At 69.7% G+C, this 20,004-nt stretch carries 17 protein-coding genes, 3 pseudogenes and 1 other annotated feature; of the genes and pseudogenes, 3 read left to right on the forward strand and 17 right to left on the reverse strand.

Annotation, left to right across the window (positions count from 1 at the left end; translation table 11 throughout):
* The 11 genes and pseudogenes from ASG32_RS32335 to ASG32_RS09495 all read right to left on the reverse strand — a co-directional run.
* Positions 1-254: pseudogene (locus tag ASG32_RS32335) on the reverse strand (hypothetical protein); the annotation flags it as partial.
* 16 nt (positions 255-270) lie between these two features.
* Positions 271-1,338, reverse strand: coding sequence for an IS110 family transposase (locus ASG32_RS09440; RefSeq protein WP_056524995.1), 1,068 nt, complete (start codon positions 1,336-1,338; stop codon positions 271-273).
* A gap of 289 nt (positions 1,339-1,627) precedes the next feature.
* Positions 1,628-2,651 (reverse strand): annotated as a pseudogene (locus ASG32_RS32340) (IS3 family transposase); the annotation flags it as partial.
* Positions 2,253-2,370: a sequence feature (AL1L pseudoknot), on the reverse strand. (Overlaps the previous pseudogene by 118 nt.)
* Positions 2,652-2,811: 160 nt before the next feature.
* Positions 2,812-3,143 (reverse strand): annotated as a pseudogene (locus ASG32_RS32345) (septal ring lytic transglycosylase RlpA family protein).
* 58 nt (positions 3,144-3,201) lie between these two features.
* Positions 3,202-3,462 carry a hypothetical protein gene (locus tag ASG32_RS09460; protein WP_056525006.1) on the reverse strand — a complete coding sequence of 87 codons (261 nt, stop codon included), beginning with the start codon at positions 3,460-3,462 and terminating at the stop codon, positions 3,202-3,204.
* Positions 3,428-4,594 (reverse strand): hypothetical protein, encoded by a 1,167-nt coding sequence (locus ASG32_RS09465; protein WP_056525009.1) that lies wholly within the window; start codon positions 4,592-4,594, stop codon positions 3,428-3,430. Before ASG32_RS09465 ends, ASG32_RS09460 begins: the two co-directional genes overlap by 35 nt.
* Positions 4,595-5,341: 747 nt before the next feature.
* On the reverse strand, positions 5,342-6,775 hold the full coding sequence (locus tag ASG32_RS09475) for a hypothetical protein (protein WP_056525015.1): 1,434 nt from the start codon (positions 6,773-6,775) through the stop codon (positions 5,342-5,344).
* A gap of 2 nt (positions 6,776-6,777) precedes the next feature.
* The gene (locus ASG32_RS09480; RefSeq protein WP_056525018.1) at positions 6,778-7,251 is read right to left on the reverse strand and encodes a hypothetical protein; all 474 of its coding nucleotides are present in this window, start codon (positions 7,249-7,251) and stop codon (positions 6,778-6,780) included.
* On the reverse strand, positions 7,248-7,814 hold the full coding sequence (locus ASG32_RS09485) for a hypothetical protein (RefSeq protein WP_056525021.1): 567 nt from the start codon (positions 7,812-7,814) through the stop codon (positions 7,248-7,250). The genes ASG32_RS09480 and ASG32_RS09485 overlap by 4 nt, the downstream gene beginning before the upstream one ends.
* 7 nt (positions 7,815-7,821) lie before the next feature.
* Entirely contained in the window at positions 7,822-9,066 is a 1,245-nt protein-coding gene (locus ASG32_RS09490; protein ID WP_056525024.1) for a tail fiber protein, read from the reverse strand.
* A gap of 15 nt (positions 9,067-9,081) precedes the next feature.
* On the reverse strand, positions 9,082-9,813 hold the full coding sequence (locus tag ASG32_RS09495) for a hypothetical protein (protein ID WP_056525027.1): 732 nt from the start codon (positions 9,811-9,813) through the stop codon (positions 9,082-9,084).
* A 189-nt stretch (positions 9,814-10,002) separates the two neighbouring features.
* Between ASG32_RS09495 and ASG32_RS33755 the strand changes: the two genes are divergently transcribed.
* The 3 genes from ASG32_RS33755 (at position 10,003) to ASG32_RS09500 (ending at position 11,512) form a co-directional block, all read left to right on the forward strand.
* Positions 10,003-10,683 carry a hypothetical protein gene (locus ASG32_RS33755; protein ID WP_157861929.1) on the forward strand — a complete coding sequence of 227 codons (681 nt, stop codon included), beginning with the start codon at positions 10,003-10,005 and terminating at the stop codon, positions 10,681-10,683.
* Between the two features lie 440 nt (positions 10,684-11,123).
* The gene (locus ASG32_RS33760; protein WP_157861930.1) at positions 11,124-11,264 is read left to right on the forward strand and encodes a hypothetical protein; all 141 of its coding nucleotides are present in this window, start codon (positions 11,124-11,126) and stop codon (positions 11,262-11,264) included.
* Complete coding sequence (locus ASG32_RS09500) at positions 11,264-11,512, forward strand: hypothetical protein (protein ID WP_056525030.1); 249 nt, start codon at positions 11,264-11,266, stop codon at positions 11,510-11,512. Before ASG32_RS33760 ends, ASG32_RS09500 begins: the two co-directional genes overlap by 1 nt.
* On the opposite strand, the gene ASG32_RS09505 is transcribed toward ASG32_RS09500, so the two are convergent.
* Genes ASG32_RS09505 through ASG32_RS09530 form a run of 6 tightly spaced genes read right to left on the reverse strand, consistent with a single transcriptional unit; the run spans position 11,495 to position 20,004 of the window.
* A complete protein-coding gene (locus tag ASG32_RS09505; RefSeq protein ID WP_056525033.1) occupies positions 11,495-14,743 on the reverse strand; it encodes a hypothetical protein in 3,249 nt (1,082 codons plus the stop codon). The genes ASG32_RS09500 and ASG32_RS09505 overlap by 18 nt on opposite strands.
* 3 nt (positions 14,744-14,746) lie before the next feature.
* Positions 14,747-16,486 (reverse strand): hypothetical protein, encoded by a 1,740-nt coding sequence (locus ASG32_RS09510; protein ID WP_056525036.1) that lies wholly within the window; start codon positions 16,484-16,486, stop codon positions 14,747-14,749.
* A 9-nt stretch (positions 16,487-16,495) separates the two neighbouring features.
* Entirely contained in the window at positions 16,496-17,782 is a 1,287-nt protein-coding gene (locus tag ASG32_RS09515; RefSeq protein ID WP_056525039.1) for a hypothetical protein, read from the reverse strand.
* Position 17,783: 1 nt separating this feature from the next.
* Positions 17,784-18,206, reverse strand: coding sequence for a hypothetical protein (locus ASG32_RS09520; protein WP_056525045.1), 423 nt, complete (start codon positions 18,204-18,206; stop codon positions 17,784-17,786).
* Positions 18,206-18,511, reverse strand: coding sequence for a hypothetical protein (locus tag ASG32_RS09525; RefSeq protein ID WP_056525048.1), 306 nt, complete (start codon positions 18,509-18,511; stop codon positions 18,206-18,208). The genes ASG32_RS09520 and ASG32_RS09525 overlap by 1 nt, the downstream gene beginning before the upstream one ends.
* Complete coding sequence (locus tag ASG32_RS09530) at positions 18,508-20,004, reverse strand: hypothetical protein (protein ID WP_024828227.1); 1,497 nt, start codon at positions 20,002-20,004, stop codon at positions 18,508-18,510. Before ASG32_RS09530 ends, ASG32_RS09525 begins: the two co-directional genes overlap by 4 nt.

Genomic DNA, 20,004 nt, shown 5'->3' on the forward strand with positions numbered 1-20,004 from the left:
TGAACTGCGCCGAGTATCTCGGAGGCTTTTTGGTTTGGGTCAGGCTGCAAGGTTTGGACCTCGGCCTGGGCATAGTAGCGCGCTTCCGCCTCGGCGGGAGGGATGTGGCCGATGGGTTCGAGCAGTCGGCGGTGGTTGAACCAATCGACCCATTCGAGGGTGGCGTACTCGACGACCTCGAAGCCTCGCCATGGCCCGCGCCGATGGATCACCTCGGCCTTGAACAGGCCGATGATCGTCTCGGCCGGGGCATTGATGCTCCTATAGCGGTCAAGCAGTTTTTGCGTCGCGCACTGGAGCTCCCCCGGTACAAAGATGACGGTAGATTTCTCGGGCGATGTAGCGCTTCAAGCATCGGCGGATCTCGCGAGGCGACTTGCCTTCGTTGGTTCGGCGCTGGATGTATTCCCGAGTCGGCCGATGATACCGCATCCGGACCACAGCGACGCGGTACAAGGCGGCGTTCGCCCGGCGATTACCACCGCGGTTCAGACGATGGCGGCTGGTCTTTCCGCTCGATGCCGGCACCGGGCACACGCCGCAGAGTTTTGCGAATGCGGCTTCCGACCGGATCCGCTGGGGATTGTCGCCCAGAACGACGAGCATCTCGGCGATGGTGCCGGTCGACACGCCAGGCGCTTCCATCAGCGCTGGGGCCTGGGCACGCACCAACTGTTCGAGGACGGCGTCGTGCTCCTTGATCTCGGCATCCAGCACCAGCCACCGATTGGCCAGTGCGCGAAGCGCCACCTTGGCGGACGCGGTAGTGGACACCGGCGCTCCCGGCCGCAACGCGGCGATCGCGCGGATGAGCGTCATCTTGCCGGTGATGCCGATGAACCGCTCGCGGAGCTCCTGTGGTGCATTGACCAGCAGCGTTTTGAGCGTGACCATCGCCTGGGTTCGCGCCTTCAGCGCGGTATCGCGGGCAATCTTGAGGTGACGGATCATCTCGACGGCCCCATCGCCGAGCTTGGGCTCGTCGGTAGCCTCACCGGCCAGAGCGGCCCGTGCCGCCGACTCGGCATCGACGGTATCGGTCTTGCCATGGCGGCGGCGGAGCTGCCGGTTGACCCGACCAACTTCGATGACGCGCAAGCCCATGGCAATCAGGGCCCGCGTGAGGCCGGCACCGTAGGAGCCGGTTCCCTCGATGCCGAAGGCATGCACGATACCGAGTTCGGCGGCCCAGGCTGCCAGCTCGCGATACCCCGCGCTGGTCACCGGGAATGATGCGGTGGCAAGCCGTGCGCCCAATCCGTTGATCGCGACGGCGACGTGGACATCCTTGTGCGTGTCGACGCCGATGACGACGGCGTCCGGTGTGATAGCGTGCATACAGGTCCTCCAGGTCGGTAGAACCCGAAGGCGATCTGCGAGCGGACAGGACTGTGACGGGACGGCACTCCCTCAAGCTCCTATCAGGTCACGTCTCGTGACGCCCTGGGTGCAGCCTGGAGGGCCGACAGATCAACGCCATGACACGCGGTCAATCGTAAGCACGGGTCAGGCCTCCCAGGCTGCACGCACCTTCTCACAGTCGTAGGCGTCGCCCACCGAGCCCATGGAGGGCCACACGCCCGCTTCGCGGCAGCGACCGCCGAAGGCCAGCGACGTGTATTGCGANCACCTTCTCACAGTCGTAGGCGTCGCCCACCGAGCCCATGGAGGGCCACACGCCCGCTTCGCGGCAGCGACCGCCGAAGGCCAGCGACGTGTATTGCGACCCACGGTCGGAATGGCGGGAGGCCGCCGCCAGCGAAGGGGCGGCGCTCGTGTAGCGCCTGCTCCAGGGCATCGAGCACGAAGTCCGCCCGGGCAGTGCGCGACACGCGCCAGCCCACGATACGGCCGGCGAAGTCGTCGATCACGTAGGCCGCATAGACGAAGCCGCCCCAGGTGGCGATGTCGGTGAGATCCGCCATCCATGGCCGGTTCGGCCCCTCGGCCCTGAACTGTCGATTGACCCGGTCGCGGGGGCAGGCCGCCGCCGGATCGGGAACGGTGGTGCGGACCCTGCGCCCGCGGACGACACCGGCCAGGCCCATCGCCCGCATCAGCCGGGCCACCGTGCAGCGCGCCGCCGCGATCCCCTCGCGGGCGAGCTGCCGCCAGACCTTCCGGAAGCCGCTGACGCCGAAATTGGCCGCGTGCACGCGCCGGATCTCGGCCGAGAGCACCGCGTCGCGCTTGGCCCGGGCCGGTAGCCGCTCCGGATCGGCCCGCCGCGCGGCATGGGCGTGGTACGTCGACGGGGCGATCGGCAGCACCCTGCAGATCGGCTCGACCCAGTAGGGCGCGCGATGATCGTCGAGTGATCGCGATCATGACCGGAACCGGCGGTCGAGCTCCGCCTGGGCAAAATACGCCGATGCCCTTCTCAGGATCTCATTGGCCTGCCGGAGTTCGCGCACCTCCCGCTCCAGGGCCCTGATCCGCTCGCGCGCATCCGTAGTCGGCCCGGCCCGAACGCCATTGTCGCGCTCGGCCTGTCGCACCCAGTTGCGCAGCGTCTCGCCCGAGCAGCCGATCTTGGCCGCAATCGAGCGGATCGCGCCGTACTGAGAGTCGTGCTCGCCCTGATGCTCCAGCACCATCCGCACCGCACGCTCGCGGACCTCAGGGGGAAACGATGGGGTTCGCTTCGTCATAGCCCCATCCTCGCAAGAGTTGGGGCCTCCGGGAAACCCGGCGTGGTTCAGATCCAGCCGCCCCGTCATGGCCGGCCTCCCTCGGCCAAGCGGCGGCCGACGGCGGCGTAGACCTCCAACGAGCGCAACGCGACGTGCTCGCCGGTGCGGCCGATCCGAGTCAGCCGAGGATGGCGAGGTGGACGCGGCCGACGCCCGGCAGGCCGATGGTCCGGGCCGCACCGCGCCGCGCGAGAGGTTGATCGCTCGGCCGGCGACAAAGGAGCCGCGGTCGTCGATCCGCACCACCGACCGGGCGCCGCGGATCCGCGCCCGCGTGCCGAAGGCGAGGATGCGGTGCGGAGCGGTCAGGCCGTCGGGTGAGAACCGCTCGCCGTTCGCCGTGCGGTGGCCGGAGCCGTTTCAGGAGGCGGTCTCGGCCAGGGCGCACGGGGCCGATCCCGCGAGCACGAGGCACGCGAGGGCGGCCCGCGCCGGGAAGCGCAGGAGCATGACGGGGTCCTGAGAAGAGAGCTTAGCAGGGGAGCTTAGGAGGCTGCCCGGCCATGGCTCACGGTAGTTCCTTGAAGGAGGCGATCCGGCCATCGACCTTGAGGGTGATCGAACCGGCCAGCGATCCGCCGCTGTAGGTCGCCGGGACCCGAGCTCCGACACGCACGGCCCCGGGCGTGGTCGTGGTATCGAACTGGAGTTCGACCGGAGCGGCACCGGCGTCTTTCTGCGCCGCCACGGGGGTCGGCGCGGTGACGGTCGTGCCGTTGTGGATCAGCAGCACGTCAGCCACGGAGTTCACCGCGCCGACATTCTGCATCAGCCCCTCGACCTCGACGCTGAGACGCAGGCCCCGATAGGGCGCCAGCGCGATCTCGTAGAACGGCACGCCCCTCGACCTCGACGCTGAGACGCAGGCCCCGATAGGGCGCCAGCGCGATCTCGTAGAACGGCACGAATGCGGCGGAGCTGGCGGGGGTCGGCAGGCTGATCGGCCGCTGCTCCGCGATGGCGATGCGACCAGCGCCGGTCACGCGCTGGTCCGCGACCTTGGTTTTGCAACCGGCGCAGAGGAAGTCGTCGATCCGGACGTTGGTGGCCGGATCCTGGATCACGACACCCTGCTGCAGGATGCGGAGCAGGCTCGTCCCCGGCAGCACGCTGATGTTGTCGCCSCCGGCGATGATGATGCCGTAGTTGGTATCGCGGGTGATCGGTGCGAGCCGCACGTTCTCGACGCCGGGATAGACGCCGATCGAACCCGTGACCTGCGCCTCGATGCTGATGTTTCCGACCTTGCCGGTGGTGCCGCCCTCGATGCGCCCGAGCTTGATCGCCTCGCTCGAGCGTGGGTTCTCGAAGGAGTTGGACCCGTCGATCATCAGGTTCGAGGTGCCGCCGCCGTCCGCGATGGCCAGCACGAAGCTGCGGTTGAACTGGAGCGTCTTGACGCCGACCAAGCGCAGGCCGCCCCCGCTCTCCTGCCGGATCGCCGTGTCTCCGATCGGACCGTCCGCGTAGAGGACGGAATTGGCGATCACGCCATCGCCGCTGTCCGCGTGGAAGCCATTGCGGACACGCATCGCGTACCGGGCCGCGTTGTGCAGATCGAGGTTGTCCGCGGTCCAGAACTCGCCGGACTGGATATCGATCTGGTCTTGGAATCCCTCGGCCTTGATCCGCTCGACCATCTGCCCGCGCGGATTTGAGATACCGTCCGCCATCTGGACTGCAACGGCGGTTGTGGCCGTGATGGCGTTCCCGTTGAGATCCTTGTTCTTGAAGAATATCCCGGACACTGCCGCGGCGTCGCCCATCATCTTGACGGCCGGACCGGAGTTGTTGGTGTACCGCAGTTCCGTAGCAGCGAGCGCGCGCCCCACGCCGCGCAGCCTGCGCCCGTTGAGCTGGATCGTCCCGCTGACCGCGATGCAGCCGGGCGGCAGGGCCAACTCAGCCCCGGCCGGCGCCGCCAGTATGGCCGCGTTGATGTTGGCGAGCTGATCGGAAGCGCAGGCTGTGTCTTTTGACGGCCGGACCGGAGTTGTTGGTGTACCGCAGTTCCGTAGCAGCGAGCGCGCGCCCCACGCCGCGCAGCCTGCGCCCGTTGAGCTGGATCGTCCCGCTGACCGCGATGCAGCCGGGCGGCAGGGCCARCTCAGCCCCGGCCGGCGCCGCCAGTATGGCCGCGTTGATGTTGGCGAGCTGATCGGAAGCGCAGGCTGTGTCYGTCGTGCCATCCGGCTTAACGAGGAAGGGCCGCAGGTAGAACGTCGTCCCTTGCAGCGCCTCGAAGACCGAGCGACCAACCCGCCCCGGCGGAAGAGACGCATCCGGATCGGCGCTCGTCCTCCCGATGGGGCCACTTGAGCCCGTGCCACGGAAAATGATCTGAGCGCCGGTGTCTNGAGGAAGGGCCGCAGGTAGAACGTCGTCCCTTGCAGCGCCTCGAAGACCGAGCGACCAACCCGCCCCGGCGGAAGAGACGCATCCGGATCGGCGCTCGTCCTCCCGATGGGGCCACTTGAGCCCGTGCCACGGAAAATGACGCCGTCCACGTTCGGTCGGTACATGTCCGGCGACATGTACCGGGACGCCCTCGTCGCGTCGTACGCGAGGGCCGAACCGGAGAGCGGCACCGCAGAGAGGGCCGCGGCGATCATGCGATGAAACATGCGGTAATCCCCGACGCGGATCGGTCAGTTGGTGGTGAAGCCCGTGGAGACATTGACAGTCGCCGCGTTCGGGCCGTTGACGATCGAGGCGTAGTAATATCGGAAGTTCACGATCATCGACGTTTGATAGACCGTGTTCGCCGTCATGGCCTGATTGTACAGGGTCACGAGCGTCGAGCCGTCATTCGATCCATAGATGACCGCCGTCCCGGCTTGGTTCGACTGGAAGGTCGCGTTGAACCGCGTCCAGGGCACGAGACCGCCGCTCTGGCTGTCGCGCGGGGCGCCGCCCGACGTGCCGTTCGCCGCCACCGCGACCGCGGTGGCATCGGCGTAGACCATGGCGCGGGCCGCGAGCTGCCGCCAGATCGCCGAGAGCCAACCGGTCAGGCCCGCGCCGCCGGCCGGCATGGCGGTGCCCGTGATCGGCGCACCGGCGGGCTCGATGTTCGCCAGATCGGAGGCAGGCGTGACCGAGCGTGACGCGGCCTTGGTTTGCGTCCCCGATGCCGAGAACTTCCCGTCGATCGACGACAGGGATGCGTTGCCGGTGGTCTGGTTTGCGGCCGTCGCCGCGCCGGCCGGAAGCGGCAGGCTCGCGGCGCTGATGGGCTGCGTCACCCCCGAGCCATCGGTCTTCCAGGCCGTCGCGCCGGCCGCGCCCTGCGCCGCCGTGACCGTGCCGGAAACGGTCAGGGTTCCGAGCAGGCGATCCCTGATGGCCCGGAGAGCGCCGATTACGGAGGTGCTCGCCCCTGAGGCGGTCGCTGCGTCTGCGACGGTACCGGTCGCCGCGGCGATCGCCGCCGTGCTGGTGTTCCCGGCCTGCGCCGTCGCGTCGAGCGCGAATGCGTTCCCGATGGTGCCGATCTGCGCGGCGCCGGCCCCCAGGTTGACCGTCCCGGAGACGGGCTGCGTCGCCGGGAAGTTGCCGACCGTGACCGGCTGGACGACGCCTGATCCATCAACCACGAGCCGGCCGTTAGCAAGGGCGGCCGGAAGCCGATCGCGGACAGCGGCGAGGACGGATGCGATGCCGCTCTGCGTCAGCAGGAGCCGCGTCACCTTGGCGATCAGCGAGCCCGCCCCGGCATCCGAGCCCGGCGCCGCGTCGGAGGGGGTGCCGAGGCCGGTGGCCATGTTCGAGAGCGTCGCGCTGCCGGTGGCGAGGAGCACCCGGCAGGCCTCGAGGCGGGCATCGGTCGCGACGTCGACACCATCGTCGCGGAAGCCCGTGATCGGGCCGGCCGAAAGCGCCGCGGTCGCGAAGACCAGCGTCAGGACCTGGCCGTTGATCCCCTTCCGGCCCAGCCCGCGGCGCCCGACCGCGTAGATGAACTGGTTCGTCGGTTCGTGCAGGACCGCCAGCACGGTGCGCGGGTCGATGTTCGCGCCCGAGAAATCGAGCGTGCCCGCGGCGGGGTCGAGCACCACGCCGGTGAGGTCGATCTGCTTCATGGTCAGTTGCCGCCGAAGATCAGGGCCGCGGTGAACGCCGCATCCTCGGCATCGCTTCGCGCGAAGCCGCCGAAGTCGCTGACCCAGCCCGGGCCGGACGCGATGGCGAGATAGAAGGCACCGGCGCGCACGGCCCCGTAGGGCGGCGCGCTGCCATCCAGGTCGAGCCACGGCCGGGCACCGGTCCCGTCGACGTTCAGCGTCGGCGCGTCGGTGTTGTCCCGATCGGCCTGCACGAGGACCGCGATACCGGGACGGAGCGCGCGGACGCCCGAGGCGGTGCGCGCGACGTAGGCGTTGAAGATGCCGCCGGTCTGGATGGCGCCGCCCTGATCGCCGACGTAGCTGGCGAAGGCCGCCATCAGGTCGCGGACGAGGCCCGGCAGCTCGCGCGCCGAGGCGCCGTCGAGCGCCGGTACGCCGGCATCCGCGACAGCGTTGGCGGCCGGGCGCGTCGACCAGTCGAAGACGCTCACGACTGCGCCCCGGTCGTGACTTGGAAGGTGCCGTTCGAGTACCAGAGCTTCCCGGCCCCGTCCGGCGCCTCCTTCGGCAGGAGCGCGGCGAGCGCCTCCATAGCGGTCTGGGCGTTCATCACCTGGAGGTCGGTCGCGGCCGGATTGATCTTCCGCCACGCCGGCTTCTCGGGCGACACGGCCTCGTCCCAGACCACCATCTGGAGCTGGCCCTTCACGACCGCACCGGGCGCGAGCTCGCCGCCGTCGGCTGCCAGGAAGGCCACAGGCCCGTAGCCGTCGACCATCAGGGACGGCTCGGCCTCGTTCGTCCGGTGCGCCCAGAAGGCGATCATCGTCCCGGGTCGGGGCTTGAGCCCGGAGAAGGTGTTCACCGCGTAGAGGTCGCCCAGCCCGACCGAGACGAGCGCGCCCGACGTGTCGGCGATGAACTGGGCCACGGCCGCCATGAGGCCGCGCACGAGGCTCGCGTAGACGCGCGCCGAGACGCCGTCCGGTACGAGCATGGCTTTGTCCGCGATGGCGTTGAGCCCCGCGTTGGTGGACCAGTCGAAAGCGCTCATCGGGTCCTCAGGTCTTGATGGCCCAGGTCACCACGGCGCCCGGCGGCACGTTCGGGTGCGGGTCGCCCGAGCCGGCCGTGTCGATCACCAGCGTGTGCACGTGGTCCGGGGTCGGATCGATCGTGTGGATGTGGCCGCCGTCGAGCTGGATGCCGTGGCTGTGGGTGCCGCCCGGATCGGTCGCGAAGCTGTGCGCGTGGTTGCCGGTCGCGCCCGTCGTGAAGGTGTGCGAGTGCGGCCCGCTCTGGGTGGTCTGGCCGTTGCCCTGCGAGCCCAGATTGATGCCGGTGACGACCTGCGCGTTGTTCGGCGTCGCGGTGCTGACCAAGCCGTAGCCGTACTGGACGACGTGGGCGTGATCGCCGCTGATGTCGGTGGTGCCGGTGTGGGCGTGGTTCCCGGTCAGGTTCGTCGAGCCGGTGTGGTCGTGAGCCCCGTCGACATTGGTGCCGCCGTGGTTGTGCGTGCCGGCAGACTGGATGTTCGGCGCGAAGCGCCCGGCCGGCGACATGGTCGAGGTGTGCATGTGCCGCGGCATCTGCGTCGCCAGCATCGCCACTGTCTCGGCCCCGCCCAGCGTGCCGAGCGAGCCGACGAGGCCGCCGGCTGAGGTGAGCAGGTTCAACCCGCGGTTGGCGCCGAACAGGGAGCGCCCCCGCAGATCCGGCAGGTTGAAGGTCTGGAATCCGTCGCCGACGCCCCACAGGCTGCTGATCGTGGCGAACAGCGCGGCGTACGAGGCGCGCGAGACCGGACGGCCGTCGCAGATCTCCCAGCCGGAGGGGACGTTGGGGCCGCCGAACGCGGCGATCTTCCCGGCCGATTCCGTGGTTGGCGACAGGGTGCGGTAGACCTTCGCGTCGGGGTCATAGACCACCGACCAGACGACGTTCTGCCCGATGTCGCCGGGCCCGAACTGCGTCCCGTCCGAGCGCAGCCACGGCACCGCCGTGTTGCCGTCGGCGTTCAGCGTGCACGGGTTGAGGTTGGTCGTCGTGGTCCGGAACTTGAGCGTGTGCGCCTGGGACGCCGCTTTCGCCGACACGCCCTGCCGGGTGAGAACCGTGTAGGCGTCCGACCCGTAGGCCTGGTTCACACCCGAGTTGTCGAGCATCCAGAGCTTCATGGACGCCATCAGCGCGCGCATGGCGTCGTTGATGGTCTTGGCCGGCTGCCCCTCGTTGAAGATGATCGGGGGATCCGAGACGTCGTTGCCCGAGGGCGCCTCGTCCCAGTTGATGGCGCCGGGCATAGGGCCGTCCTTGAGTTAGCGGGTCTTGGCGCCGGGCAGCAGCGCGAAGAAGCGCTGCGCGTCGAAGCCGGGCGCCTGCCGGCGGGCCGGCTGCATCTGAGCCGCGGCAGGGGCGGGCGCCGCGGCGGCCTGCGCCACCGGGGAGGCGGCCGGCGCATCGGCGGCGGTGAGCGTCCGGAGCAGCGAGGCGACCTGGAGGGTGCGATCCGCCTCGGGCGACTGCATCGCGGCGCCGCCCGCCGGGGTCACCGAATTGGGCGTGCCGGACACGGTCGGACCAGCGAGGCCGAACGCGCCGTTGGGCGAGGCCGAGCCGGGCGAGAACGCGCCGCCGAGAAAGGCCGCGGCCTTCGCGCGGTGGCCGGCCATCTGGCTGTTGACCTTATCGGCGACGGTACCGGGCGTGCCGCCGTTCGCCGTGTCGCTCCGGTTGTATAGCCCGGGCGAGCCGGCGTTCACCGTGGAGTAGAGGTCGAGCATCCCCATGCCGGGCTTGAAGCCACGGTCGGTCAGGTAGCGCTCGACGGCCGGGAGCTGGTCGGCGAAGCTCTGGTCCTGGCTCGCGCCGTACTGCTGCTGTTCGGTCGGCCCGAACTGGATCAGGCCGATGTGCCGATTGCCCGAGCCGCCCCGGATCGAAGGGCTGAACCCGCTCTCGAACGACATCACGGTCGCAAGGTCGAGCGGGTCCGCGCCGATGCGCTGCGCGCTGGCGATCAGCGCGTCGCGGTCTGCGGCAGTCGGCATGTCGGGAGGTCCTGAAACGCAAAAGGCCCGCGCGATGGCGGGCCTTGCAGGGTCGGGCGCATGGCGCTCGCGACAGTGGCTGTTTCGGGCAGTTCGCCCGTCGGGTCAAGGGGTGGGCCGGGCGCTTGCGACAGCGACCCGGCCCCGTCATCCTCGGAGGTGCGAAGCTACCGATGGATGAGAAAGTTTATGCCGAAATCAGCGGGCGAACCAAGCCGCGCAAAATCCGCCAACACCCCACCCTACCCAGAGCGAAAGCGAGCAGCATCTAAAGCACTTCTCAAGCAACTGCCAAGCGATACCGAAATAAATAGCTTAGTTGCGCAGTACGACGACGATAACGACGCCTCCTTTGCAGTCAGAAGCTGCTCTTATGTCCACAAAATGCTGGAGCGATTAATCCGCTCAAAATGCCGCGCCCTAACGCCAGACGACGATGGATTCTTATTCGACGGCGGGAGAAACGGAATCATTGCCGGGTTCGCAAACCAACTAAGGGTTGCTTTTGCGTTCCAATATATAGATTTTACGGCCTACGACGACTTAATGTTGATGAACAGCATAAGGAACGCTTTTGCGCACAGTTTGCATCCCGCAACTTTTGAAACAAAACCAATTGCTGAAGACTGCAAAAAATTATTTATGTACGAGACCAGTATCTATCTGCGGCAAAATTGGGAGGAAAAGACTGGGAAGAAAGCTACCATATCACTTTCCAGAGCCGTCTACTCCAACAGTATATTTTTGTACTATCACGCGCTGTATTTCAATCTGCACGGCATGGATCCTGTCGGCTCGACGCCTGAGGATTTTGCTCGCCTAATGGAGGGCATTCCGAGAAGCAGCTACGAGAACCCGTGGACATCATAGCGAAGAATATCTCTTCGACGATTTCGCCATACGTCTCCATGTCGAGCCGGGCGCGTGCCAAGACTTCAACACCCGCCGCAACCATCTCGGGGGTGGGCGTAGGCGAGGGGCCGTTTGAGAGCGCTACGTCAGGCATGCCGCGTCATAACACAGATGCAAGGGGTATGGACTTTCCTTGCATCTGGCTCCCCTGCTACCCTCCCACCATGCCCCGCTGGCTCCAATTCGCCCTCCACGTTACGGCGTGCGTAGGCTTCGCGCTGGCCGTGTGGGCGATCATCTGACCCGTAGCACAATGCGGCGAGACTGTGGCGGCGGCGCCATAGCTGGAACGGCTTGCCATCGTGCTACCCTGCGGAGCGCGCTACACCACATCACCGTTCAAGGGTTCGAGTATGCCTCCTAAATCGTCATCGGTAGTTGAGGCGGAGCTCCGAGGCATGCGCGCGTTCCAGCCCGACGGACACAACCGACCAGCAAACCCCTACTCGTCCGATGCGCAGCCGGAAGAGCATGACGCTTGGGAAAAGGGTTACGACGAAGAGAGCCGGAAAGGCACAATGGCCGAAGACGAGGATTGATGCCCCGCTGGCTCCAGATCCTGCTCGCGATCGTCCTGTTCGTCGGCATCATGCTCGCCGTGCGAGCGGTGCTGACAGCTGGGCTACACGCCACGATTCCAGGGTTCACCGCGTGGATGGACGAGACCGTGGGCCACACTGCACACGGCGTCCTCCTGACCGGTTTCCTCGTCCTGTGCGGGGCCTTTGGCTTTTGGCCCCGCGACAGGGCCGGTCGGATGAAGCGGCTTCTACCGCGCCGCCGCTGACTGCCTGAGCGGACCGGATCCGCCATTCGCGAGCGTCAGGAGCCGATGGGTGAACAGCTCCGCGTTCTTGCTGCCCGGCGCCGACTTCGCCAGCGCCCGGAGATCCGGCACCGCCTGCGGATCGGTGAAGATGCGGGCGATGGCCGCGTTGTTCAGATCCCGGGATCGATCGCCGAGGGCGTTGGCAGCAGCTCTGCGGACGCCGACCAGGCCGCCGGCCGCCGCGCCGAGCGGCCCCGCGGCCGTTCCGCCCGCCGCCGCGCCGGTCACGGCATCCGAGATCGCCGCCGCCACCGGGGTCCCGTTCTTGAGACGCTCCTGGATCGCGGCGTTGAAGGCCGTGTCGCTGCCCTTATTCGGGCGATAGCCGGTCGCCTCCAGGGTGGTGAGCAGCTTGTCGAGCGCGGCCCACCGGGTCTCGCCCTCAGGCAGGGCGCGCATCACGGCTTCGAGGTTGTGCCGCTGCTGGGCGTTACCCCGGATCGCGGACGCGAAGCCCGCGCCGCCGTACTGCGAGGCGAGGCCCTTGGTCTGCTGCGTCGCTTCGTTGAACACGGTCTCGAGGTAGGTCCGCGACAGCTCGCGCGCCTGCTGCGGGCGATTGGCCGCCAGCGCTTGCATGGCGGCGGCCACCTCGGTGTGGCTGCCGGGCGCCGGGTTCGGGTTGAACAGCGTCCGCACGGCGTTGCCGACATCGGGTGACCGCGCGAGCTGGCCGAGCGGCGAGGCCTCGACCCGCGCGAGGCCTTCGCGAGCCAGCACGATGTTCGAGAGACGATCGCGAGCGCCCGGGAGCTGATCCAGGACGTCGGCATGCTTGCGCATCGCGGTGCGCATCGCCTCAGCGGACAGGTTGCCCTCGGCGCCGGCCGCACGGTCCAGGATCTGGGTCGTCACATACCGCTCCAGGGCCTCGCGCGAGAGAGGCGCAGGCTGCGCGAGCAACTCGCGGGCGGCGGTCGCGCCCGTGAAGGTGCCGGGCACCTGTTCGGCCGGCATCCGGAACGGGCCGTCGCCGGCCGGTGTCTCGAACCGATCCGTGGCGCGCCCGAGCGGCGCGTTCGGCTGGGTGTAGGGCTCAAGCGGCACGGAATGGCGTGCGAACACCTCGTCGGCCGCCGCCACCTCGGGCACTTCCTTGAGCCCACGGTCGATGCCCTGACGCGCGATCGTCAGGTCGCGGACCTTCGTACCGTCCCCGTTCTCGATCGCGGTCCGAACGTCCTGGTCGAGCCGCTCGCGGGCGCGGAGATTGCCCGCCACGGTCATGTCGATCTGTCCGTCCGGATTCGCCCCCTCGAACAGGTTGCGGCGCGCGGCCTGTAGGCCAGAGCGCACATCCCCCTTCGCCGTCTGCAACAGTCCGTCGATCGCGGCGATGCCAGGTTGCGGGTTCACCTGCCCGAACCGCACATCCGGGATCTGCTCCTGGATGGTCGTCGACCTCACGAGCGGCGTTGGCGGCTCGCGCATCGCACCGACGACGGCCTCGTAGGCGTCGAGCGGGTCGGCGTGCTGGCCGCGCACCAGCGAACCGATCACGCGTTCGCGGACGTCAGGATGCAGGGTGTTCGCGTCGATGCCGACCTTGCCGAGATCCTCGCGGAGTCGGCTGTTCGCCAGCGACACCGCCTGGCTGTAATCATCGGCGAGCTGGCCCGCGGTCGGCGCGCCGCCCACGCCCCGGGCCGTGCCGAGCGGGTACGAGGGGAAGCCGCGCTGCTCGTTCTGGAGCTTGCGCAGGAGCTCGGACGAGATGTCCCGCGCCATGCCGCCGTCGGCGTCGGGCCGGAAGTACCCCTCCTCGATCAGCCGCTCGCGCCAGAAGTCGTCGATCCCCTTGCCGGTCGGGCGGGCGACGTTGCCGTGGCCCGGGATGTTGAAGCGCTGGAGATCCGTCGCCGCGGCGTCGCCGTCGAGGCGGATGCCGCCGTTGCGCGCGATGAAGCGCGCGAGGCTCTCCGGCCCGGCTGCGGCGGCCTCGGCCTCCGGACGCACGAAGGCCTCCATCGGGCGCGGCGCCGCGTCGGTGAACTGCGGGCGCGAGTAGGCCTGCGGGGTCACAATGGGGTCGCCCGGGCGCTCGACGGTGATCATCCGCTCGATGCCGGCGCGCTCCGGAGCGTTACGCGCGGCCTCGTACAACGGGTCGCTCGCCGTCTTCCGCGTCGCCTCAAGGCCGCCGCGGATCCCGGAGAGCTCGCCCTGGATCGTCTGGCCTGCCTGCTCGGGCGTCACCCGCGGTCCGGCAGCCGTGCGCGCCGCCGAGAAAGCCATCCCCTCCGGAGTCTGCGAGACGCCGGCGCGGGCGGCTTCTTGGATCTGAGGGCCGAGTGTGGAGGGCGCCTCCGGGATCGGGGCGAGACGCTCGAAGGCCTCACGACCCACGTTGTCAATCGCGGCCGGGCGTGCCGCATAGAACTCGTTCATGACGCGGCCGCCATCGCCGCCGGAATTGGCCACTACCCGCGCGAGCTGCGACGCGCGCACCGCGCGGCCGCCGGTCGCGGCGTTCAGCGCCTCGTCGAGGGACAGCGGCACGCCGCCGCCAGGGAGATCCCGCGCCTGCCGGATCAGATGCTGCGCGGCTTCCAGGTCCTTCTCGTCGAGACCTTCCAGCGCCTCGCGCACGACACCCTGGCCGCGACCGCCACCGGTGACGGCAGAAACCACCTTGCCGGCGAGACGGCCAGCCGCAGGGCCAGCCGCGCCGAGACCCGCGCCGAGACCTGCCCCGAACTCAATGGCGCCGACATCACCCCCCGAACGGACGGCCGCATCGGCACCGCCCAGCGCTGCACCGGAGAAGCCAGATGCCACCATTCGGGCCGGCAGAGCGGCGCCAGAGGCGCCGAACGCAGCCGGAGCAGCGGCGACCAGAGGCGCCGAGCCGAGCACGCCGCCGAGGATTTCACCGGCACCGCTGGCATAGGGGTGCTCGGACGCGGTCCGCTGCCCGAAGTCCTCGACCGCCTTCAGCTCGTCGCTGTACCGGCTGTCGTTCTTCAGCGCGCGGACACCCGCCGCCACCCGGTTCAGCCCGCCGAGCAGGTACGGGCCGACAACGGGAACGCCGTCGACCAGCCCGCGGCCGATCGCGGCAGTGGCATCGCCGGGCAAGCCGGCCGCCGGGGCATCGTCCTCGACGAGCGTGCCCGAGAACCGCGGACCGGCCGGGGCCGGCGCCGCATCATCCTCGACGAGCGTGCCGCTGAAGCGGGGTCCGGCCATGGATCAGTTCTTCCGGTAGCGGCGGCCGTCGGCAGGATCGACGTACATCGCCCCCTTCGGCAGAGCATCGAAATCGGCCTGGGAGCGCGGGGCAGCGATGCCGCCGGGACCATTCGCTCCGGTGGCGCCGTCGGACCGCTGCGTCGCCGATGCCTGCGCGGCCGGGAACAGCGGGTTGGCCGCAGCGTACTCCTCGAGCTTCTGGTCGAAGCCGGAATCAAGACGGCCGCCGTTCGCCGCGGCGTAGTCCCGACCGAGCTTCGCCACCGCCTGCTGCCGCTGCGCCAGCGAGCGGGCGATCGCGATGAGTTCGAGATTGCCGGCCTGGCTCTGGGCCAGGGTCGGCGCGGTGCGGCCGATATAGTCGCGGTCGGTATTCGAGATGCCGGGGCCGAGCGAGCCGCCGAGACCATCGAGCACGACCTTGTTGGAGAGGGCGTCGAACACCTCGGTGGGCTTGGTGTAGTTCGCGTCCTTCACGCCCATGGCGACGAGGAACTGGTTCGCCCGCTTCACCGTCTCGGCGCCCGTGCCGGAGTAGAAGTTCGGGCTGCGGGCGGCCTGCTCCATGAGGGCGAGGCTGTTGAGGGTGTTGCCGGCGTTCCGCCCCTTTGTGGCGAGGTCGACCTGATAGTCGCCGTACGCCTTGCCCACGGTCGCGTCCTGCGCCTTCTCCGCCCCCATGTTGATCGTGGTCCCGGTCGCGTTGATGGGGCTGATCTTGCCGTTGGCGTCCTTCTGGTAGGAGCCGGCGGGCAGGCCGAGCGCCACCCGGTCGGCCTCCGCGAGCGGGGTGACCGTCTTGTCGTCGTCCGCCTTCAGCGCGACCGTCGCCTGCCCGGTGCGGGCGTTCTGGTTCCAGATGTTCCCCTTGTCGTCCGTGTACTGCTTGTACAGCTCCGACGGCGGCAGGACGCCCTTGAACAGCTCGTTCATGAAGGTCGAGTTGCCGCCGAGGGTCAGAGCATGCTCCGGGCTGATGCCGGGGATCTTGCTCGTGACGTACTGCGCGTTGCCGGCGAGCTGGCGCTGCTCCTGCGTGTCCTTCCGGACCTTCAGGCCGAACTCGGCCCGGGCGAGGTCGGAGGCGGCGCGCTTCCCTTCGTTGTCCTGGTAGGCCTTCAGCCCGGCTGCCGCCCCGCGCCCGAAGCCGGGCGTCGACATGAGCCCGATCCCAAGCGAGGTCAGCAGGTCGCCGCCGCCGTTCGCGTTGAGATTTCGCAGTCCGTCGCCGATCCGGTCGAGGAACGACGGCTCCGCTGCGGGAGAGGTCGGCGCGGTCGCAGCAGGGGCAGTCGTCGACCCGGTCGTCACTGGAACGGTGGGCGCCGGCAGACTGCCAAAACTCAGCGGGCGCGCGGGCCCGGCGGCGGCCGGCGCCTCATCATCACCACGCGGCGCGGGCGGCGCGCTGACCGGCAGAGCGGGCGCGCGCGAACCGACGAGGCTCGGCAGCGGCGACCGCTCCGGCTCCGCGGCGACGGGCGCCGACATCTGCGGCGGCAGGGCGCCGAACATGCGCAGCGGCGTGCGCGCCGGCGCCTCGGGCTCGGCCGACGGCGCCGCCGCGGCGACCTGCGGCTGCATCGTCGGGGCGGTCGGGGGCACGAAGCCGGTGAAGCCCGGCGGGATCGCCGCCGGGACGTCGTCGGCCGAGACTTCGACCTGCGGCCGCGCCTGCTGCATCAGGCGGGCGATGTCGGCCGGGGAGAGGGCGCCGAACGGCGTGAGACCTGCGGACACGACGCGCTCCTACTTGCCCATGAACTTCGAGGCGGTCCCGGCGATGGCCAAACCGCCGCCGAGCAGCTGCTGGAGCACGCCCGGCTGCGGGATCTTCTGCACCGACGTGCCGCTCGAGGAGCCGCCGAGACCGGCGATCGGATTGACCAGGCCGGAGTAGAGCCCGAGCTGCTTCCAGGGAGACGCCTGCTGCTCGTCGAAGACCTGCTGGGCCGTGTCGAGCTGCTGCTGGCGGTCCGCGTCGAGGGCGGCACCGACACCGGCCAGGGTCAGCCCGGGGCGCTGGAGGTTGTCGATGTTCGTCCCGACCATGCCGAGACCCTGGAGCGCGGCGGCACGGTCCGACTGCGCGGCCGACAGCTTGAGGCTCGACTTCGACATCTCGTTCTGGATGTTCTGATTATCCAGACCGGCCAGCGCGGTCGCGCCGCCGAGCGCCGTCGTGTTCGTGTCGTTGTAGAGCCCGGCACCGGACAGCGCGAGGCCGGCGTTGACCTGCTCGGCGTTGTTGATCGACCCGTAGAGACCCTGCTGAAGGCTGGTGCGGGCGTTGCGCGAGCTGTCGATCGCCGTCGCCGCCTGCATCTGCCGGGTGCGCTCGTTGTCGTAGTCCGTGTAGCGCGCCTGCGTGCCGATCGCGCCGAGGGAATCGGCGATGGTCGCGGCGTACCGGCCCGAGCCGCTGCGGCCGGCCGCACCCATCTGCTGGGCGATCTTCGAGGCCGCCTCGCCCTGGCTCCGGCCAATAACCGCGTCGAGGTACGGGTTCGCGCCGCCCAGGAACTTGCCGTCGGCGGCATCCTGCAGCGACTTCTCCGTCTGGGTCTGGCCGGACAGGGTGCCGAGCAGACCGGTGTAGCCGTCGGTCGACAGGTTATAGTCGCCCCGGGTGAGCGCCCGCGCCGTCGAGTAGGCGAGGTTGTTCGGGTCGGCCATCTGGTCGGCCAGCGACGAGACCCGGGACGTGTCGATCTTCCCGATGCTGTCGAGGCCGGAGAGCGCCGACTGGATGCCCGAGGTCGTTCCGCCGTTCTGGAGCAGGCCGGTCAGGTAGCTGTCGCCGGCCTTGGCCGCGCCCTGGCCCGCGCTGGCGCTGCCCGCGATGCTGTCGAGCGCCGCGAGCGAGGTGTCCCCGAGCCCGGCATAGCGCTGGCCGCCGTAGACCTGCGAGCCGACGCCCGAGTTGTACGCGGCCGTCGCGCCGGAGAGCACGCCCTGGAGCGCGGGCTGCGCCGGCGCCCACGGGTCGTTGTTCTGCTGCTGGACCGTGGTCTGGGTCTTGGTACCGCCGCCCATGTCAGGCCCCGATGCGCTTCGTGAAGTGGTGGCCGAGCTCGCAGGGCGCGGCGGTGTAATCCGGCAGCACGCGGGCCCAGCCGCGGCGGCCGACGAACTCGACGGTGGTGCAGCCCAGCCGCGCCGCGCCGCGCTCGACGGCGGCGATGACGGCGCCCCACGGGCCCGCCGCGCGGCCGCCGAGGGACAGCACCCAACAGGACAGCCGGCCGCCGGGGTGCTGGCGGACCTGCGTCACGCCCGCCGCCACGAACCGGTCGCCCTCGAAGATCCCGACGAGCTGCGCCTGTCCGGCCGCGCAGGACGCGAGCAGGCCGGCCACGGTCAGGTCGCAGCGGGGCAGGGCGCAGGCGGCGCCCAGGCATGCCTCGACGCGCTCGGCGAGGTCAGGCGCGAGCGGCATCGACAGAGGCTGGAGGCGCATCAGGCCCGGCGCATCTCGAAGCGGAAGGTTCGGTCGGTCGCCGAGTTGAAATCGTGCCCGACCGTGAAGCTGCCGCGGTCGGCCGAGACCAGCCACACCGTCGCCTTCGACGCGGATTCCGTGACCGGGACCCAGCGCGGCAGGGCGCCCACGCTGCAGTTCTCGCAGGGCACCTTCGTGCGCGAGACGCCGTTGGCCAGGGTGAAGGTGTCCGCCGAGATCGCGTTGGTGGCGCCGCGCGCGAGGTCATCGATCGCGCGGCTGAAGAGGGACAGGTCCTTCTCGTTCCGGCCGGGGACGTTCATCGCGAACCCTCCGCCGTCGCATCCGGCTCGATCGCCGAGACGTAGGACCAAGTCGTGCCGGCCGGGATCCGCACGCGGGCGCGGTGATAGCGGCCCGAGGCGCGGGTCGGCGCGATGCGCTCCACCGTCGGCGCGGTCTCCGGCAGCCAGCGCGGCGGCGCGGACGCGGCGAGGCTCTCGCGCACGCCGACGGCCACCCGCCAGTCGTCGGCATCCGTGTCCACGCGGGCCCCGCGCAGGAACGCCCGGTTCGGCCGTGCCAGCATGGCGTCGGGCGTCTGCACCACCGCTTCGAGGGCGGGCCCGTCGAGCACGGCGAGCCGGTTGTCGGTCGTCATGACCGCCAGCAGCGTCGCGCCGCCCTGGTACATCGGGTCATCGAGCGAGGGCTGGGCCGGGTCGTCGATCGAGCCTTCGATGCTGTCGATCGACACGTCAGGCGTCGCCGCCGACATGCCGAAGCGGAGCGGGGTGGCCAGGAACGACCAGCGGTCGAGGAGCCAGTCGTACAGCAGCGCCTCGCCCAGCAGGGACGGGTCTGCCGCGTCGGTGCCGGCGAGCCGGTAGGCGAACAGGATCCGCTCGCCGGTCGGGTCGCGGAACGCCACCGTCATGCCGACGCGCTCCGGATCGACTCGCCCCTGGAAGAACCGGTTCACGCGCTCGGCGCCGATCGGCGTGGACGGCCCGCCGCCGATCACCAGGGCATAGAAGCCGTCGCGGTCGAGGAAGAAGATGCGCGGCCCGACCTTGGCGATGCACCAGGGCGCCACCGCGCCGCGGTTCTCCTCCAGCACCGAGCAGTCGAACACGTTCCCGGAATCCGGGCTCAGCGTCATGCGCCGGATCGCCCGCTCCTGGAAGATCACGCCATACTCGCCGCCCGCGAAGCCGGTGATGGCGCCGCCGTCGGGGAGCTGCTGCTCGTCGCCGGTCTGGTCGAGCTGCCCGAGCGGCCACTGCTCGATGTTGCCGCTGTTCGACCACCGCACCGTCTGCGGCGTGTCGGGCAGGCCGGCCAGCACGAGGAAGTCGCCGACGACGCCCATGTGCCGGGCCCGGGGCGGCTTGCCGCCGAGGTCCGCGAACGGCTGCGTCCCGGCCTGGAGCACGTCGATCGTCGCCTTCTGCACCGGGGTGCCGGCCGAGCAGGCGAGCAGCAAGGTGCCGTAGACGACGAAGGACCAGTAGTCCCCCGGCGGCACGCTGTAGGAGGTGCTCGGGTTCGTCACCTCGTGCCACGCCTGATCCGTCGTCTTGTAGACGAACAGGCCCTTCGACGTGCCGGCCACGTAGATCGGGAAATTGTAGGTCGGCGAGAACACCGCGATCGCCCCGCGGCACTCCGCCGGCAGGGCGAGCGACAGCGGCACTGGCGCCAGGACCGGGCCATACCCATCCGAGCGCGGCACCACGTTCGTCGCCACCGCTGAGACCGAGGCATCGACCGAGGCCCTGTCGGGCGCGAACGGCGCCAGCTTGATCGGGTCCAT

Origin of the sequence: Methylobacterium sp. Leaf361 (genome assembly GCF_001424445.1) — a bacterium.
Lineage (GTDB): Bacteria > Pseudomonadota > Alphaproteobacteria > Rhizobiales > Beijerinckiaceae > Methylobacterium.